This is a genomic window from Lysobacter sp. ESA13C (assembly GCF_019970005.1).
Lineage (GTDB): Bacteria > Pseudomonadota > Gammaproteobacteria > Xanthomonadales > Xanthomonadaceae > Lysobacter > Lysobacter antibioticus_B.
Map to the genome: position 1 here is coordinate 148467 of NZ_JAHXYK010000001.1, position 17269 is coordinate 165735.

24 protein-coding genes are annotated in these 17269 nt (G+C 64.8%); 5 read left to right on the forward strand and 19 right to left on the reverse strand.

The window, feature by feature from the left end; translation table 11 throughout:
• Positions 1 to 130: 130 nt before the first annotated feature.
• The 17 genes from LC490_RS00640 to LC490_RS00720 form a co-directional block, all read right to left on the reverse strand.
• Positions 131 to 574: a DUF6631 family protein gene (locus LC490_RS00640; protein ID WP_223618894.1), complete on the reverse strand. Its 444-nt coding sequence runs from the start codon at positions 572 to 574 to the stop codon at positions 131 to 133.
• Positions 574 to 1332 (reverse strand): hypothetical protein, encoded by a 759-nt coding sequence (locus LC490_RS00645; RefSeq protein ID WP_223618895.1) that lies wholly within the window; start codon positions 1330 to 1332, stop codon positions 574 to 576. Before LC490_RS00645 ends, LC490_RS00640 begins: the two co-directional genes overlap by 1 nt.
• Positions 1333 to 1385: 53 nt before the next feature.
• Entirely contained in the window at positions 1386 to 1934 is a 549-nt protein-coding gene (locus LC490_RS00650; RefSeq protein WP_223618896.1) for a hypothetical protein, read from the reverse strand.
• Entirely contained in the window at positions 1934 to 2362 is a 429-nt protein-coding gene (locus tag LC490_RS00655; RefSeq protein WP_223618897.1) for a hypothetical protein, read from the reverse strand. Before LC490_RS00655 ends, LC490_RS00650 begins: the two co-directional genes overlap by 1 nt.
• The gene (locus tag LC490_RS00660) at positions 2355 to 2645 is read right to left on the reverse strand and encodes a hypothetical protein (RefSeq protein WP_223618898.1); all 291 of its coding nucleotides are present in this window, start codon (positions 2643 to 2645) and stop codon (positions 2355 to 2357) included. Before LC490_RS00660 ends, LC490_RS00655 begins: the two co-directional genes overlap by 8 nt.
• Positions 2646 to 2649: 4 nt before the next feature.
• A complete protein-coding gene (locus tag LC490_RS00665) occupies positions 2650 to 3657 on the reverse strand; it encodes a major capsid protein (protein WP_223618899.1) in 1008 nt (335 codons plus the stop codon).
• Between the two features lie 3 nt (positions 3658 to 3660).
• Positions 3661 to 4053 carry a head decoration protein gene (locus LC490_RS00670; protein ID WP_223618900.1) on the reverse strand — a complete coding sequence of 131 codons (393 nt, stop codon included), beginning with the start codon at positions 4051 to 4053 and terminating at the stop codon, positions 3661 to 3663.
• Complete coding sequence (locus LC490_RS00675; protein WP_223618901.1) at positions 4053 to 5228, reverse strand: S49 family peptidase; 1176 nt, start codon at positions 5226 to 5228, stop codon at positions 4053 to 4055. Before LC490_RS00675 ends, LC490_RS00670 begins: the two co-directional genes overlap by 1 nt.
• The gene (locus LC490_RS00680) at positions 5228 to 6688 is read right to left on the reverse strand and encodes a phage portal protein (RefSeq protein ID WP_223618902.1); all 1461 of its coding nucleotides are present in this window, start codon (positions 6686 to 6688) and stop codon (positions 5228 to 5230) included. Before LC490_RS00680 ends, LC490_RS00675 begins: the two co-directional genes overlap by 1 nt.
• 33 nt (positions 6689 to 6721) lie before the next feature.
• Positions 6722 to 6940 (reverse strand): hypothetical protein, encoded by a 219-nt coding sequence (locus tag LC490_RS00685; protein ID WP_223618903.1) that lies wholly within the window; start codon positions 6938 to 6940, stop codon positions 6722 to 6724.
• Positions 6937 to 8883, reverse strand: coding sequence for a phage terminase large subunit family protein (locus LC490_RS00690; protein ID WP_223618904.1), 1947 nt, complete (start codon positions 8881 to 8883; stop codon positions 6937 to 6939). The genes LC490_RS00685 and LC490_RS00690 overlap by 4 nt, the downstream gene beginning before the upstream one ends.
• A 3-nt stretch (positions 8884 to 8886) precedes the next feature.
• Complete coding sequence (locus LC490_RS00695) at positions 8887 to 9426, reverse strand: elements of external origin (protein WP_223618905.1); 540 nt, start codon at positions 9424 to 9426, stop codon at positions 8887 to 8889.
• A 121-nt stretch (positions 9427 to 9547) separates the two neighbouring features.
• Complete coding sequence (locus LC490_RS00700; RefSeq protein WP_223618906.1) at positions 9548 to 9799, reverse strand: hypothetical protein; 252 nt, start codon at positions 9797 to 9799, stop codon at positions 9548 to 9550.
• A gap of 146 nt (positions 9800 to 9945) precedes the next feature.
• Positions 9946 to 10476 (reverse strand): hypothetical protein, encoded by a 531-nt coding sequence (locus LC490_RS00705; protein WP_223618907.1) that lies wholly within the window; start codon positions 10474 to 10476, stop codon positions 9946 to 9948.
• A gap of 182 nt (positions 10477 to 10658) precedes the next feature.
• Complete coding sequence (locus LC490_RS00710) at positions 10659 to 10898, reverse strand: hypothetical protein (RefSeq protein ID WP_223618908.1); 240 nt, start codon at positions 10896 to 10898, stop codon at positions 10659 to 10661.
• Between the two features lie 141 nt (positions 10899 to 11039).
• Entirely contained in the window at positions 11040 to 11609 is a 570-nt protein-coding gene (locus tag LC490_RS00715; RefSeq protein ID WP_223618909.1) for a hypothetical protein, read from the reverse strand.
• Between the two features lie 155 nt (positions 11610 to 11764).
• Positions 11765 to 12040, reverse strand: a complete 276-nt coding sequence (locus tag LC490_RS00720) for a hypothetical protein (RefSeq protein WP_223618910.1) — start codon at positions 12038 to 12040, stop codon at positions 11765 to 11767.
• Between the two features lie 255 nt (positions 12041 to 12295).
• Between LC490_RS00720 and LC490_RS00725 the strand changes: the two genes are divergently transcribed.
• The 5 genes from LC490_RS00725 (at position 12296) to LC490_RS00745 (ending at position 14792) form a co-directional block, all read left to right on the forward strand.
• Positions 12296 to 12694, forward strand: coding sequence for a hypothetical protein (locus LC490_RS00725; protein ID WP_223618911.1), 399 nt, complete (start codon positions 12296 to 12298; stop codon positions 12692 to 12694).
• Between the two features lie 180 nt (positions 12695 to 12874).
• Positions 12875 to 13135, forward strand: a complete 261-nt coding sequence (locus LC490_RS00730) for a hypothetical protein (RefSeq protein WP_223618912.1) — start codon at positions 12875 to 12877, stop codon at positions 13133 to 13135.
• 183 nt (positions 13136 to 13318) lie between these two features.
• On the forward strand, positions 13319 to 13549 hold the full coding sequence (locus LC490_RS00735; RefSeq protein WP_223618913.1) for a hypothetical protein: 231 nt from the start codon (positions 13319 to 13321) through the stop codon (positions 13547 to 13549).
• Positions 13550 to 13620: 71 nt separating this feature from the next.
• Positions 13621 to 14307, forward strand: coding sequence for a DUF3489 domain-containing protein (locus tag LC490_RS00740; protein WP_223618914.1), 687 nt, complete (start codon positions 13621 to 13623; stop codon positions 14305 to 14307).
• A 164-nt stretch (positions 14308 to 14471) separates the two neighbouring features.
• Entirely contained in the window at positions 14472 to 14792 is a 321-nt protein-coding gene (locus LC490_RS00745) for a hypothetical protein (RefSeq protein WP_223618915.1), read from the forward strand.
• A 57-nt stretch (positions 14793 to 14849) separates the two neighbouring features.
• Here LC490_RS00745 and LC490_RS00750 read toward each other — a convergent pair whose 3' ends face one another.
• Both LC490_RS00750 and LC490_RS00755 read right to left on the reverse strand, forming a co-directional pair.
• A complete protein-coding gene (locus LC490_RS00750; RefSeq protein WP_223618916.1) occupies positions 14850 to 15890 on the reverse strand; it encodes a DNA cytosine methyltransferase in 1041 nt (346 codons plus the stop codon).
• Positions 15887 to 17137 (reverse strand): site-specific DNA-methyltransferase, encoded by a 1251-nt coding sequence (locus tag LC490_RS00755; RefSeq protein ID WP_223618917.1) that lies wholly within the window; start codon positions 17135 to 17137, stop codon positions 15887 to 15889. The genes LC490_RS00750 and LC490_RS00755 overlap by 4 nt, the downstream gene beginning before the upstream one ends.
• Positions 17138 to 17269: the final 132 nt, after the last annotated feature.

Below are 17269 nucleotides of genomic sequence, written 5' to 3' on the forward strand. Positions count from 1 at the left end.
AAACCGGCGTTGACGTCCTCGATGCGCTCAGCACGCAGCGCGCGCTCCCGCTGGATCGCGACGCGGTAGAACAGGGCGAGTTGCCGCGCCGTGGCGCGCTCGATCCACGGCCAGTCGTGGCCGTGATCGATCAGGGTGGCGATGACGCTGGGCCAGTCGTTGCCGGCACAGCGCGCCGCAGCTCCAGCGCTGCGATCACGCGCTGCAGAAAAAAATCCGCGTTGACCGCCCAGAACGTTAGGAGCAGCAAATCGCCGTGGCCGGCGCTGAGCGCGCGGACCCACTCGACCGGCTGATCGCTGGCCTGGGCCAGCAGTGCGACCGTGGCGTCGGGGTGCTGAGCGCACACGCGGTGTAACCGGGCCAGATCGACATTGCCGTCGTCGGTTTGCTCGACCAAGTCCGACACCAGCCCGGCGATCTCGGCGTGCAGGCGCAGACTTTCAAAGAAGCCGAGCTCGCGGACCGTGACAGTTCGGCCGCCGATGGGGAGCGATCGGTTGGGTTGCAGCACGGTCAAGACATCCGCCGTGCCATCGGATTGCGGTTCAGGGCGTTTGACCTTGCGCGCCATTACGCCCTCACCATTTCAATGCGGCCGAAGCCACCCAGGTTCGGGTCTAGCGCACGGGTTTCATCGAACAGGGCCGCGCCGGACAACTGCAGGCTGCCCCACTCCTCGGAGATCAGGTCAAGTTGCTCAATAGGATTGAACGCGACCCGGTATAGCGTCACCTTGGCGCGGCGTCCGTTGACCGTGTTGATGCCGTCCAGGAACAGCATTCGCTCGGGCGGCGGCGTGTTGAACAGGGCGATGTTCACGGTCTCGCCGTGCTTGTAGGAGGCCTTGAACGGCTGGATCAGCCCGTCAACCTTGCGCATGCCAATCAAGCCCGCCGATGCCGACTCGGTCCACCAATTCGCGGGAGGGATCGTCACCGGCGGGTTGGCGCTGTCGGTTATGGCAACGTCGCTGACCCAGCCGCGGTCGAGCGCGATCAGGTCGCCGGCCGTCAAGCCAGGCGGCAGCAGTTCATTGTTGACCGCACCGGCCGGCAGCGTCGCCGGCACCGAGTACAGACCTTCGGCGATGTTCTCGGGGGTCGCCTCGTCCAGCGTCAGGTTGACGTTGGCGGTCTTGCTCTGGGCCAGGCGGCCGTACAGCAGGCGATTACCGCTGAACGATTCGGTCTTGTCCGAGTTCTGAACCTCCAGCTGCAACTGCAGCTGCGGGGCATTGCCGACCCATCGCAGCGGGCCGGGCTTGCCATTGGATTGGCGCTGGGCAAGGAAAACCTTGCCTTGAAACGAAAACAGGTCCTGCGCGGCCATGGGTCGCGTTGCTCCTATGTATATGGGGTGGTGCCCGAGGGGGCGGCAGGAAATCAGCGGCGCAGCGAGCGCAGCAGCAGCCGATCGATCTCTGCGGTGATCACGTCCAGCCCGGCTTGGGCCATGCGGTCCGGGCGATCGCCCTTGCGCAACATTTGCGCCAACGAGGGGCCGTAGAGACGGATGATTGGCGTGCGCGGAACGCGCTTATCCCCCGAGACCGGGGTTCGGACGAACGCGATGTCGGCGCCACCGTGACGGCGATGGAAGCCGCTGCGGCGAAAGCCGCGCTTGCCCCGCAGGGCGGTGAAATTCAAACCGCGGTCGTCAGCGCTGCGCTTGGACGCGAAGTTGCGCAGACCGACGCCGCGCGCGACGCCGACTAACTCGACACCCTCGCGTGTGGTCCGCACACTGATCCCGGCCCGGATACGCTGGGCCGACAGGGCGTACTCGGTTTGGATGTCACGGCGGGCGATGACCGGCCAGCGGCGGCGCAGGGTACCCAGTGCGCGCCGCTGCGCTAGCGCGACCTTCGCCGGGATGTCGCTCACGCGTTTAGCCGCGGCGAGCACGGCGTTGGCGTCGATGAACAGGTCCATCAGCGGCGATAGCGGATCGTCAAAGCGACCTGGACAGCGACAACCGGCAGCCCTTCCGGCCGATCCAGGAACACGACGTCCTCAACCTGTACCGGCAAGGCACTCGGCAGCGGAATCCAGTCATCGAGTGCATCCTCGATGTCGGCGGCGATGGCGTGTGATCGCGCGTGGGCATTGGCCAAACTCACCGGGACGGTCGCTTCGGCCAACGCCTGCAATAGCCGATACCGACCGTGGGGTTTACTGGCATCGCGCTGGATACCCAGCGACGCCAGGGTCAGCCCTTCGGCCGCGTCGTCGGGATGTTGCGCAGGTTCCAGGGCGATCGCCGCGCCAATGTCGGTGCGGTAGCCATCACGGATCTGGATTTCAGCCAGACGCTCCGCTATCCGCTCCAGCAATCGCCAAGTCGGTGCGGGCTCAGCCATGCAGCACCGCCTCGTTGACCAGGCCGTCGTCGCGGACAAGCCCTTCAACCGACTGGGCTCGGCCATCGAGGATCACTTCGTCGCCGCGACGGAACATCCACTCGCGGTTACGTGCCAGGACATGCCGGGCTCGGCCGACCACCTGCTGGAACTCGCCGAAACGCTCGACGCCGTCCCGCACCACCACCTGGACTGCCTTCGGCAAACCGGGTGGGCGCTGAACGTGCGCGACGACGCCGAGCGTATCGAAGACTACCTCGTCCATCGTCGCGAACGCGTTCACAGCCTTAAGCCTTCAGCTTAGGCAGCAACGCCGGGCGATGGCACATCGGCAGCGGATTCGATTGGGTGTGCAGATCCGTGCCGCGGTCGAACTTTCGCGGCGCCTGCTTGCTGTAGAGCAGCTGGCCCAGGGTGTTGACGCTCTCGTTGAAGTCGGCCGGAGCAACGTAGGTGGCAAAGGTGTCCAATGTTCCCAACGGGAACGCATGGGCTTCGCCTGCCTCGATGAAGCGGCGGGTGTTGCCCTCGCCATCGCTGGCCTCGCCGGTGTACTCCTCGAATCGGACACCGGCAAAGCGGAAGTCCGAGCGCATGTCTTCGCGCAAGGCCGCACCTTCCTGCCAGCGCTGATAGGCCGCCTGGACCTTCTCGTGCCCGGTCAAGGCATCGAAGAATTCCGACGACACCAGCACGTGAATGCCGCTCATGCGCTCGCCCTGCAACGACTTGCTCATGTAGCGCTTAAGTTCGATGCACTTCTGTCGCACATCGGTCTTGGGGTCGCCAAGCTGGAAATCGAACGTCTTGGGTGCGATGTTGAAGATGTCGAACAGATTCGCCAGTTCACTGCCATCGGCGTCCAGGATCACGCCCTTCAGGGCGCCCATACGCAGGTGCTCCAGGGTGATCGCGTGCTTATTGCGCATGGTCTGCAGGTGATCGGCCATCACCCCCGCCACAGTTTCCAATTCCGACTCCGTGCCGAATGCGCGCACGCCGACGACTTCTTCGGGCAGCACCACGTCGTCGTGCGGGATGTGCGGCACGTTGAATGCACGCAGCGCGCGCTTGCCGCGCTTGCCCACGGTGCCGGGCGAGCCGACCGGCTGGGTCGGGAGCAACGACAAGACGCCATTGCGCTCCTCGACGGTGATCTGCCGTGTCCGCACCGGCTTAACCGGGAACAGGTTCAGCTCATCGAGCCGGCCGTATTGGTTCGGCAGGATGTTGATGGCCGTGGTCAACGCGCTCATCGAGAACGCGGGATTGTGGAACGGGTTGTTCATCGACATGGATCAGACTCCGTGGCGCACGAGGACGCCGAGCGCGTTCAGCTGCGCGGTGGCGGCGGCGCGTTGTTCAGGGGTGACTCGGACCGGCCAGATCAAGGCGTGGCCGGCGACCGTGGCGTGTCGGGCGATGATCAAACCGTCCGGGCTCGGCTCTGTGGTGGTCGTGATCGGGACAATGGCGACTCCGGCCGCCGTCTCCCGGCCATCGGTGGCCGCCGGATCGAGCGCGGCCACCTCGCCGGTCGCGGTAATGCGACCGACGACCTGGCCGACCTGGATAATCTGGCCGGCAGCGATCGTGACGTGGTCGCGCGAGTACAGGTTGTCGGCTTCGAACTTGAGCAAATCGCCCAAGTTCAAGCCTTCGTGGACAGGGGGGTAAGTAGTCAGACGCATCAGCGGTCCCTCCGCTGCGCCGCGGCGCGCGCCTTGACGGCTTGGATCAGCGGGTTGTCGTCGAGCGCCCGCGCGGAGGGCGGCACGGACGCGGTCGGCGACAGATGGCTGGTGATTTCGGTGGACTGGGCGCGCAGGCCCAGCAAGCGCTGTCTGGCCACGGCAGGCGTGACGCCTTCGGAAAGGTAGGCGGCGGTCAGGGCGGGTTGGCCCGCCAGCTCGCACAGCTCAGCGATCGCCAGGGCATCGCTGTGCGCTTGCGCGCGTACGGCGTCGGTATCGACGGTCTGTACCGTCGAGTCGGGGGTAGACATCAGAGGGGACTCCAGAAAAAGGGGACGCGCAGCGGCATCCAGTTCAGTGGTCAGTTGCTGGACGGCGTCGCCGAGCGTGCCGAGCCGGTCGGCCAGGCCGACGTTGATGGCGTCCTGACCGAAGTACAGCGCGGCTTCTGTCTTGCGCACGCTCTCGGCAGACAACCCGCGCTGATCGGCGACGGTCAGGACGAACAGTTCGTAGAGCCGGTCGACTTCTGTCTGAATCGCGCCATGAGCCACTTCGGTCAGCGCGCCATGGGGCGATCCGTCGTTCTTGCGCGCGCCCGCGTGGATCGGCGTGTAGACCAATCCAGCCTTCGCATCCTTCTGCGATTGATCGACATGCAGGGCAATGACGCCGATGGACCCGACGCCCGCCGTGCGGGTGAGATAGACCTTGTCGGCGGCGCTGGCCAGCGCGTAGGCCGCCGAGAAGGCCGCGTCATTGGCGACGGCCCACACAGGCTTGACCGAGCGCGCCGCGTGGATCTTGTCGGCCAGGTCGAAGACACCGGCGGCCTCGCCGCCCGGGCTGTCGATTTCCAGCACGATGCCGCGAACAGCGTCGTCCGCCAAGGCGGCGTCCAGGCGCCGGGCAATCGACAAGTAGCTGGTCAGACCCGATAGCGCGTCCAGTCCGGTGGTCCGCTGTACGAGCGTGCCGTGAATCGGAAGCACGTAGATGCCTTGTTCGTTCGCGAGGGTTGGCGCGGGTGTCGGCGGTCCCATCTGCGGCGGCGGCAGGGTTTGAAGCTCGAACTTGGGCGCCAGCACGCTCAAGATCACATCCAGCTTGGCGCGTTGGATCAGCAGCGGCGTGTTGAACACGCGCGCGGCCAGGTGGGGAATTGGAATCATCAGGCGGCAATCAGTTCAGAAGGCGCCGGCTCAGCCGACGCGGATTGGAGGGCGCCGTTGCGGGCGACCTGGCGGGGATCGGTGTCGAGGACCAAGCCGAGGGCGTCGGCGCGGGCGGCGTCGGCCGCAATCTCGCGGTCGATGGTTTCGGCGTCGTAGCCGGAACTGGCGATGGCCTCCGAGCGCGAGAGCAGCCCGGCGCGGATCGCCAGGATCATGGCGTTGAACTCCTTCTCCGGATCGACCCAGCTCCAGCCTTGCGGCACCCACTTGCAGGTCCGGTACTGCCGCTTGCGACGCCGGTAGCCGGGCAGCTCGATCACACCGGACAGGACGGCGGCGTCTACGAACGCGTGCCAGATCGGCCGGCACAGCTGGTACACCAGCACCGTGTGCTGGACCATCTCGCAACGGCGCCGGAACTCCAGCAAGCCGGCGCGGATGGACGAGTAGTTCACGCCGGTCAAATCACCGGTCAGTTGCTCGTAGGTGATCCCCATCGCCGCAGCGATCGCGCGGAACTGCGAGCGCAGGAAGGCGTCGTAGCTCGCGCCCACATCGGCCGGCTGGGCGAAGGTGACGTTCTCGCCCGCCTCCAGGATTTGCAGGCTGCCCGGCTCCAGGCCGAGCGGCGCATTGCCGTGCTCGTCCGGTGGCCCATCGCCGGGCAGCGGATCTTCGGGGCCATCGCGAGTGATGAAACCGGCGAACATCGCCGCCGTCTTCTTGCGTACCAGCTCGGCGTCGTCGTACTGGTCCAGCTCGTTTAGCTTGACCAGCGCACGCGCCAGCCATGGCTCGCCGCGAATCTGGCCCGGCCGCAGCGGCCGGAAGATGTGCAGGATCTCGGACGCCGGCACTCGGAACGTTTCCATCCCGCCATGCCGCGACATGGGCGCCATGGCGCCGTCCTGGGGATGCGACAGGTAGAGGTGGTACGCCACGCGCCGGCCGAGACGGTCGAACTCGATGCCGGCACGAATCAGATTGCCGTTCGGCTCCTCGCGGTTGAGCGTCAGGGGCAGGTGTTCCGGCTCCAACACCTGCAACTGCAGCGGCACGGCCAGGCCGTCCTCCATGCGGCGCGGGCGCAGCCGAACCAGGCACTCGCCGCCTTCCAGCAACGCGCGGCAGGCCAGCGCCTGCAACCCGTACAGATCGGTCAGTCCTGCCGCGTCGGCCTCGTCGCACCACTCGCGCCAAAGCGCTTGCAGCGCCTCGCGCGGGCCTTGGTCGGTGATCAGCGACTGCGGTTTGATGCCGGTGCCGACCGCATTGGCGACGAACGCCTCGATGGCGGCATTGGCCCAGGCGTTACGGCGCACCAGGTCGCGCGAGCGGACGCGCAGCGCATCACCGGTCGCCAGCAGCGCGGCGACCGCGCCGGGATTGCTCGGTTGCCATGCGGTCGAGCGTCGGCCGTGGCCGGCTACCTCGTGTACCGCCGTGCCGCCGAACATGCCTCTCCGGAGCTTTGACCACCAGCCCATCGACTAGAAGCCTTTGGCAGTGGTGGCCAGCAAGCGCCGTGGTCGCCGAGGCCGTCCTTCGGTGCCCGCGAGGGCGGCTTCGATCTCGCGGATCGCGGCCAGCAGTTCCTCGACACTGCGGTACTCGACCAGGCGGTCGCCGAAGCTGACGCGGCGTTCGCCGCGGGCGAGCGCGTTGCGCAGCGCTTGGAGTTGTTCGTGGGTGTAAGGAAGATCGCTCATCGCATGAAACGGCTCGAAATGACCCGGCGTCCGCGCCGCGGCCCGGAAATGGAAAGGCCGCCCGGTGGGGCGGCCTGTGGGGAGGGATACGGCGAAGGTTGCTGCGGTACCGGTGGCGGGCCGGCGGGCTGCACGCCCAAGCTCCGCTCCAGTTCCCGCCAGTGACGTTCTTCAAAACGATCGACACCGGCCTGCATCGCGGCGGCGCGCGCCATGACGTAGCAGTCCAGCGCCTCGTTGCGGTCGCGGCGCTTCTCCCACACGCGCTGCGGGTAGCCGTGTCGATCCCGGCGGGTGATCAGGTGCTCAGCCGTGAGCTGCTGCAAGAACTCGCCATCGATCTTCGGCAAATGGACATAACCCGCCGGGAAGGCCGGCTGCCCGTCCTGACCGATCTCGATCGACAGGCGCAGCGCGTTGTAGAACTCCAGTTTGGCGATGCCGCCAGCTACCGCGAACAGCTTCAAGCCGCGCCGGATGCGCTTGCCCGGCACGCTCACGTCGACCGCGGTTGGCGTTCCGATCAGTGCGGCGCCGCTACCCACGCCTTTCATCGGCAGCAAGCGCGGATCGCCCGTCGCTCGCGCGAATGCATAGGCTTCCTGCGTCGCGAAGCCGGTGTCCAGGCCCAGACGGACCAGCGGCAGCAGCGCGCCGCTGGCGTGTGTCCACTGTTCCGACAGAACCCCGCCGAGCTCGTTCCAGACCGCAGCGCGGGCGGTATCGCCCATCAACACGCGGTGCTCGACCAGCCAGGTTTCCCGGCCACGGCCGAAGGCCCAGATGGAGACCTCGATACGATCCTTCTGGATGTCGGCGCCGCCGGCCAGCAGCAGGCCGCCCGCCGGTACCGTGCCGATGCGGTAGTCCTCCCGTCGCTCCAGCAGGCGTTCCCAGTCCGGCGCCTCGCCTTCCTCTTCCCAGGTCTCGCCCAGCTCGGTGTTCTTGAACGCCTTAAGCGCCGTCGCCGAGCCCTGCGCGGATTCCCAGGCGGCGGCGATATCGGCCCAGCTGCGCCAGCCGACCGGCGAGTACAACGACGACAGGTGGTAGCCCGCCGTCTTGCCGGCGTTTTGCGGCGCCGTGGAGATCCAGCGACCATCCGCCAGCATTGCAGTCTTGTGGTGCTCGCCGATCGGCTGCTCGCAGGACTCGCAGATGTAGCGCGCCGAGCGCGGGTTGCCCCAGGTCCAGCGCAGCTGCTCAAACCGCAGCCACTGCTCGTGCCGGCAGTGCGGGCACGGCACGAAGTACCGGCGCTGGTCGGACGCGAGGTACTCGCGCTCGATGGTCGACGCCCCCGCGATGGTGGGGGTCGAGACCAAGAGAATCTTGCGGCGGGTGAAGGTACGGGTGCGGGCCTCGGCCAGAGCCACCGCATCGCCTTCACCCTCCACGTCGCGCGGATAGCCGTCCACTTCGTCAAGAAACAGATACCGCACCGGCATCGAGCGCAGGCCGACCGCGCTGTTCGCGCCGGTCAAGACCAGGACGCCGCCGCGGAACTCCTTGGCGAGGATCGTGTTGCCGGCATCGCGCGCGCGCGAGGGCGCGATGCGCTCGCGCAGCGACGGCGATTCTTCGATCAGCGGGTCGATGCGCTGTTTCGAGTTGCGCTTGGCCATCTCGACCGTGGGCGCCACCGCCATCATCGGGCCCGGCGCACAGGCGATGACGTACCCAATCCAGTTGTTGCCGCACTCGGTACCGCCGACCTGCGCGCCCTTCATGAAGACGACGCGTTCGGTCGCCGAGGCCTGCGACAGGTCGTTCATGATGTCGCGCAGATACGGCGTGCGCGCCGTGCGCCACCGGCCTGGCTCCGACGACGAGGTGCTGGACAGCACCCGGTCGCGGTCCGCCCAGTCGGATACGTCGAGAAACGGATCGGGCGTTAATCCGTCGCGCCATGACCGCGCAACGTCATCAAAGCCGTCGTACAAGTGTCAGTCCAATCGGGCGTTGAAATCGCCGAGTTCGGCCAAGTGCTGCCGCACGCCGCGCTCCAGCGCGACGTGCAGAACATGCGGATCGATATCCAGCTCGGCGGCGAGCATCGAACTGATACGCGCCGGCCAGTTCAACCAGGCATCGCGCTCAGCGCGCGCCAGCGCGAAGACCTGCGCCATCACCTGCGACCGGTCGATGAGCTCGCCCTTGAGCTGGGCGATTCGCAACTTATGGTGCTGGGCCTTGAGCACTTCATTGGCGGTGCGCGCCTGGGCATAGCTGTTGCCGGCAGCAGGGCGCCCAGGCGAGGCGAACGACTCTTCTATGGAGACGGCCGGCGCCGACCGTGCTCGCGTCAGGCGCGCTGGCGCAACTGCGTTGCCCGACGTCGTATTGGCAGCCCACTCGGCGTCGGCACGCGCGGGGTCGATGCTGCCGTCCGCCTCAGCAGTGATGCGGCCGGTGGCAATGGCTTTGCGCACCGCCGTGTCCGACACGCCGCGATGGCGGCCGTAGGCGCGGATGGAGATTCCCACGATAGAAGGGTTCGATTCGGTAGAGCCTCCGCGACCGCCGGCCATCGGCGCAGATCGGGCTGTTAGAAGAGGAAACACCCCAGCGCCCATCGGGCGCTGGGGACTTGCCACTCCCGGCCTACTATCCGCCCAGCGACACGTTTACGCTCGCGAGAATGACGTCCCAATCCGGCTCGGTCGGCAAGTCGACACCCGTCGCTCCGCAGAGCATGGCGACGACCGCCCAACAGCTTCGAGTCAGCTTGCCAGCCGCCAGCAAATCTTCGCGCGTCAGCGCGGCGGTGTCGTCGTGCGCCAGCATGTCGTGGATAGTCACTTCGAACTCGGTCATGCGGCGGGTGATGGTGCCGAAATTGCGGTGATACTCGCTCATGGTGGTTCTTCCCGGACAAGCCGCGTTGTTGCGGCGTCGGCATGAACGCTTCATTCCGACACGATAGCAAGCGGCTCGGTGAACACGCTTTCGGGAGAAGGAACACCCCAGCCTTCCCGAAAGGCTGGGGTGTTCACTCTCCCTGATCAGTTACGCGGGGCGCACATCGCCGCCATGATCGCCTGCTCCAAGTGATGAATAGCGGCGCGCAGACTGGTCTGGTATTTGGCGTCCGCTACCTCCCATACCTGCATCAGCCGGGCTTGTTGCACCGCCCGATTGAGCTGATGCACCGGCAAGCCGACAAATTCCGGCTCCAATGCTTCGAAGCAGCGCGTAATCTCGTCATGCAGCCAGCGCAACGTCATCTCGTCCGCGCAGATCTCGCTGGGAACCCAGCGCTTTACGGACCAGCTACCGGTCTGCTCAATAGCACGTTCCACCGGGGCCAGTTCTCTACGGCACTCGGCCACCAATCGCCCAACGATCTTCGGGTCGAGACGACGCGTTCGGATCGTATCCGTGCGCTCGGCTAGTATGCTGGCCAAGGCAAAGCAGGCGAATAGCGTTAAGGCTGCGTCGGGCTGTGAGAACGTGTGGCCGGACCGCAGTATCCGCTCGACGTAGTCGCTGAGGCTTCGAAGCTCAGCGTCGGAAATCATGACCTCTTTGTCCATGGATTAGTTCCTGTAGACCGCGTCGTTGCGGCGTCGTGATGAACGCTTCCTTCTGAAAATACCGCAAGCGAAATCAGAGGCTGGATCGACCACGGACAGCGGGCAGACAGGTCTCTCACCCGCCAAGAAGAGGGAATACCCCAGCGCCCTGCGGGCGCTGGGGTAGGCTCTCTCACTTCCTATCACTCGGCCGCTTCGTTCAACTCCTGGACCACCGTCGCAAGGTCCATGTTCGGCGCGAATTCCAGCGAGCCGCGCTCGGCCAGTAGTTGGACGATGTTGAGGCAACTGGCGACTAATCGCTGGGCCGCGTACAGTTCCTCATCGCTTAGCCGCTTGGGGACGCTGTCGACCATTTCCTCCAGAACGCCTTCGCAATCCTTCAAAGCCAGCTCGGTGTTCTGGAATCGGCAGTAAGACATATTCGTCATCGTTGTTCTCTCAGGTTCGCCGCGTCGTTGCGGCGAGCGCATGAACGCTTCATTTCGGGCTAAAGCCAAGCGCTATCTCGCTAACACGCCGGCTCGGACAGGTGTCGGACAGCTTGGGCATCGGCCGGTGAGTCAGGCCGCCTGAGACTCCGCAGCGGCCATGGCCTGTTCCAAGCCGCTGACCGCATGCGCCAGTCCGTGCTGAAACTCATCATCGCGCGGGTAGCAGCTCATCAGCCGCTCCAGCCGCTCGATGGCTCGCGCGATGGCATGCGCCGGCTCGGTCGGGTGTATGCCGTCGAGATAGCGATCAATCATCGCCATGACTCCGCGAAACGCATGCTCAACCGGTGTCGGCTCGCCCGCCGGCTTGCGCCGCGCCTTGTTGTGGCGAGCCAGGATGTGCCGCTCCCAAGACGACAACTCGGCATCACATCCGTCGATCAGATCCCGTAGCACTTCGGGCTGAATCGGCTGCGATCGATAGCCTTCGCTGTGATGCGCCAGTACCATGCCGAGCGCTACCGACAGTCGCGTCGAAAGCGTCTCGTACTCGTTGTCCGCTAGCAGCCGCGCGCGAGCGTGGTTCGTCAAGAAATCCAAGCGGCTCGCGCACGAGCATAAATCCCCGATCAGTTCGTCTTGGTCAATCGCACCCATGTTGCTGTTCTCGCTGTCCCCGCGTCGTTGCGGCGACAGCATGAACGCTTCCTTCGCGGGGTAAGCAAAGCGGTGTCCGTCGCAGTTCACGCCGCGGTACAGCTGACAGACAAGATGGATGGGGCGCGCTTCCGAGGCTCAAGAAGAAGGAACACCCCAGCGCCCGGCAGGCGCTGGGGTCTGCGCTCTCCTATAGCTCAGCGGGCCCGAAACGGTACGCTCGGCGCGCGCTCATTGACGCGCTGGATCATGCCCGCCAAGTCCGCGCGCAGGGCCAATTCGATCTCATGTGCGTCAAAGAGCGTCTGAATCAGACTCAGGCTGCTCAGCGCTAGTACTTTCGCGGCCTCCAGTTCCGCTCCGTCAAAGCCCGGCGAAAAGCCCGCTGCGACTTCTTCGATTCGCTGCACGCTAGCTTGGTACAGCGTAAGCGTGTTCTGGATCAGGTGGGAATCGGCCAGTTCGATCTTCATGCTTGTCTTCCATGGATGCGCCGCGTCGTTGCGGCATGGAGATGAACGCTTCTATCGCGCCGAAAGCCAAGCAAATGATGCAAGAAGAACGGTCGTTTTCATTGTCTTGTTTAGGTTATGGAAGGCAACTAAGCGAAAGCTGTCTTCCGGCTGTCCGAAATCGAGAGCGAGCGTTCTCTATCGCTGAATACGCTTGGCTTTGTGCGCAAACGAAGCGTTCATGTCCCCACACCAACGACGGCCACGGAGGCCACCATGAACGCAAACGATACCTTCCGATTCCGCGGCGCCTTGGCCTCCCTCAAGGGATGCCGCACCGCGCTCGAAGCGCTCACCAGCCGAGCAGGCATCGCTCTTCACGCCGACGAACTGGAGGCCGCTAGCGAGATTGCGGCCCATAGCATCGCCATTATCGAGATGCTAGCGGAGACGGGCGCACACGCGGTGCATCTGGCGGATCTGGCACGCGATGTGCCTGAGATCCTCAGCCTGCTAAATGCAAGCGCGCCGATGCTCAAGCCCAGTCTTGACGAAATGCTCGAAAGCATCGACGACCACCTGCAAACCACCCCAGGCAACGCGGACTACCGAATCGGCTTGAGCCGCGCGCGCCGAGAACTGCATCTCGCGAAAGAGGCCCTCAGCAGCTGCTGATTCAGCCAAGCGGAAATCAGAAGGCGCCCATCGCGGCGCCTTTTCTGTTCGTGTGCCGACCTGTTGGTCTCGCAGCTGAACACGGTCGAGAACGGCCGTTCTTTATTGCGCGATCCACTTGGCTTCAATGCAAAAGGAAGCGTTCATGTCCCCACACCGTTTAGCGCCCGGAGACTCGGTATGCACGAAGAAAATGACACTAGCTTGGAGCGCCTGAAGATGTGCCTACGTAGCGTCAGGCAAGCAAACGAAGCATCGTTCGCCGAGCTTATCGCCCTAGAGGATTGGCGGGAGGTCGCGATGATGGCGCTGCAACGTCGAGCCGCCCGAGCACTTCGGGCCGTTCCCTCTGACCTGCTGGAAATGATGGCCTTCGACATGATCGATACCCGTAAGGCGATGACCGACGTATTTTCCGAGCCCCGCACCGCACCACGCTAACTACCTGCTTCGGATCAACTGAACGCCCCCGCTGTGCGGGGGCGTTTTCGTCTCTGCACGCCGTTCCTGTCGGACACCTGTCTGCAACCGAGAGCTAGCGTTCTTTCTCGACAAATTCGCTTGGCTTCGTCGGGGAATGAAGCGTTCATGGCCCCACACCAACGACGGCCACGGAGGCCACACATGAGAGACGAAACGCAAGTTCTGAAGGACTACCTCGCCGGCCTGAATACCGGAAACCGCTCGGCGCTGGCGCAACTCACGGTGCTCCAAGACTGGAGCGATATCGCGCAACGCGAAATCGAACGCCGCGCCACATTTTTCTTGCAGAAGCTTCCCGACGACGTGATCCAGGCCATCGCCAGCGGTGACATCGATGTGCGCAGCGTCATCGGCGATGTCCTGATCAGCTGAACACCCCGCGCGCCCGGCAGCAGCAGGGCTGCGCTTACCGAAAACACCCGTCAACTACCAAGGAAACTGCAATGACCAAGCTTACCGACAGCCAGCGCGCCCTGCTCCTTCTCGCAACCGAGACCGCTGGCCGCATCCAGAACTATCCAAAGAACCTCGGCGGAGGTGCGCGCACGGCGGTGGTGCGCGGACTGCTGCGTGAGGATCTGATTGCCGCAGACGGTGCCGGGTACGCGCTAACCGCTGCCGGCTACGAGGCGGTCGGCCACCAGCCCCCGGCAGCAAACACGATTGAGGCCGGCTTTAACGTTCCCGCTGGCAGCGACATGGTTAACAACGACAATGCCGCCGATGCCGATGCCGATGCCGGCGAGGATGCCGACGATGTCGCGGTTGACGCAGGCGACACGGACAACGGTGACGCGGACAGCGACATGCAAGCGCCGAGCGCTGGTGACTCGACAGGCGCTGGTCCGGTCACCGCCGCAGCGCCGTCCAAACGCAAGGAAACCCGCATCGACCAAGTGGTCGCCCTGCTGATGCGTCCCGAAGGCGCGACCATCGCCCAGGTGATGGCAGCAACCGACTGGCAGCAGCATTCGGTGCGCGGATTCTTTGCCGGCACCTTGAAGAAGAAGGGCTACACCGTCATCAACGAGAAGGACGGCAAGCACGACCGCGTCTACCGAATCCGGACCGAGGAAGCCGTCGAAGCCGAGCGCCCGACGACGCCCGCTGCCCGCGACGAAGAGGAGTGATCTATCGCGCGGCCGGGCCAGCCCCGGCCGCATTGCGGCATGCACAACGCGTCATCTTGTCCGTTACCTAAACGAACAATCGGGAATCGAAAATTGCAGGAAATTCCGTTTGGCTTCTCGGGCGAAGGAAGCGTTCATGACGCACCCCAACCACGGAGCGCACCATGACCATCACGCCTTGTCGGGCCTACCCTGCAGCCGTCCGCTTCTCGCGTAAACCCGCCAGCTTGCGTGCCATACTACGCGAGCACAGCGGCTACCACATTGAAGAGGAACGCGTTTGCGTCGTTGCGGTCAACACCATGACCGCCGCCGAGTACGACGCATTTGTATGCGACCTGAGTCGGGCGCAGGACTGGATCGCCAGCTTCAATGGCCGAGGCGATCAATGCATCGCGGTACACGCCCCGGCCCGCCTAACCCTTTACGTCCGTCCCGAGGACTACGACTACCCGCGCTACGTCGGCCTCGCCGACGCCGACTGATTCCGACTGGCGCTGGCGTCGCGCGCCAGCGCGGCGTCAGCCGCGCAGGGCGCGGCGTCAGCCGCGCAGGGCGCGGAGGATTTCGGCGGCGACCTGCGGGACGATCGCATTGCCGGCGGCGCGCAGCTTAGGAATTCGGGCGGATATCCCATCAGCCAGAAGACGAATTCCGGATTCAGGTACCCGGCGACCGGCGAGGGTTTGACCTGTCGCCCAAGCATCCCATTCTCCGGTGCGCTGCCAACGCTCGACGCGTCTTTGTGATCCCGCGTCGTCGGCGTCGCCCAGACCGCCTGTGCCGTCAGCGGTCGGGTCGACCCACTGCCGAACTGCTGATTCGGACCGCCCTTCTCGCCGTCGCTCGCGCGCGGCGTGCTCCAGACTGCCTTCACGACCCCCGGTAGGCCATTGCGTCGCTCGGCCGCAAAGTCGCCGCGCTTCTCCGGATCGTTCGCCGTCGCGGTCGGCCAGACCAATTTTGCCGCCACTTGCAAGCTCGTAATCGTCCGTCGCCGCCCGCCCCGCATCCTCGACTTCATGGCCAGATACGCCTCGGGCGACTTGTTGTCGTCGTTCGCTACTGCAGTCGGCCAAACGGCGCCCGACGATCCAGACGCGCTCGCGTCTATGCGGGGCGTTGACGGCGCAAGCTGGAACAACAATCGCCCGGCTGGCGTAGCCTTCGGCTTCCAGATCAGCAAGAACTCCGTCGAGCCCCAGCGCGATGAGGCCAGCAACGTTTTCGCCCACGAATAGAGCGGGTCGCGCCGATGCAATAAGCCGGCACAGTTCCGGCCAGAGGTGGCGGTCGTCCGCTTGCGCGCGCTGGCGGCCTGCAACGCTGAACGGCTGGCAGGGGAAACCTCCAGTCCAGATCGTCTCATCGTCCGGCCAGCCCGCGAGCCGACAGGCATAGGCGAATCCGCCGATGCCGGCGAAGAAGTGGCATTGGCCGTAGCCGCGCAGATCCTCTGCGCAAACAGATCGGATATCTCGGTCATCCACGTCCCCGGCTGGGATCAATCCCGAGGCCATTAGATTGCGTAGCCATTGGCATAGGTAGGGATCGATCTCGTTGTAGTAAGCCGGCCGGCTCATGCGCCCTCGGGGGCGGTGTCGGCCGCACTAGTGGCCTCATCGAACAGAACACCGTCGCACTGCCGCAGCGCGGCCTGGCCGGTGTGCTCCTGCCAGCGGCGGACAATGACGTCCGCGTACTTCGGGTCCAGTTCAATCAACCGCGCGCGGCGCCCGGTCTTCTCTGCCGCAATCATGGTTGTTCCCGATCCGCCGAACGGATCGAGGATCAGGTCGCGGCTCTTGCTGCTGTTGCGAATGGCGCGTTCGACCAAGGCTACCGGCTTCATCGTCGGGTGCAGGTCGTTCTTGCTAGTACGGTCGATGAACCAGACATCCCCCTGGTCGCGCGCGCCGCACCAGAACCGGTCGCTACCCTCACGCCAGCCATAGAGGATCGGCTCATATTGCCGCTGGTAATCGGCGTGGCCCATCGTGAACTTGTTCTTGGCCCAGATAATGAAGGTGGACCAACGTCCGCCGGCCGCGCGGAATGCGGTCTGCAGGCGATCCAGTTCTGACGATGACATGGCGATGTAGATCGCACCCTTAGTCAGCGACACCATCTGAGTGCAGCAAGCTTCGAGGAATGCGCCGAAATCGCAGCCGAGATTGTCGTTCAGGATGGGGCGATGCTTGCCGCGTAGCTTGTCCTTCGGATTGTTGGCGTAGTCGACGTTGTAGGGCGGATCGGTGAAGGTCATGTCCACCAACTCATCGCCGAGCAGCGCGGAGTAGTCTTCGCCGCTGGTGGCGTCGCCGCACAGCACCTTGTGGTTGCCGCAGATCCAGATGTCACCGCGGCGCGAGACCGGCTGATCTTGCACTTCCGGAACTTCGTCATCGTCGGTCAGACCTGCCTGGTCATCGAGCAACAGGTCGTCCAGTTCTTCGTCCGTAAAACCCAGCAGGTCCAGATCGAACTCGGCGTCGCGCAACTCGGCCAGCTCCAATTTGAGCAGTTCTTCATCCCAGCCTGCGTTCTCAGCCAGTCGGTTGTCGGCGATGACGTAGGCGCGCTTCTGCGCCGGGGTCAGGTGAGCCAGTTCGATCGTCGGCACCACGCCTAACCCCAGCTGACGCGCCGCGAGCAGTCGTCCGTGACCGGCAATGATGCCGCTGTCGCCGTCGACCAGAATCGGATTCGTCCAGCCGAACTCCACGATGCTCGCGGCGATCTGCGCCACCTGCGCGTCGGAGTGGGTTCTCGCGTTCCGCGCAAACGGAATGAGCGCCTCGATCGGGCGCTGTTCGATCTGAAGACTCAAGGGATGTCCGAATGCGAACCGGGTTGCATCGACTGCAAACCCGAATAGAAGGATTGACGCTAGCGGGGTTTTGCGGCCTTGCCCCCCGCTCGGCCAATCGGCGGGGAAGGACCCGCGATTTCAGCCCGAGGG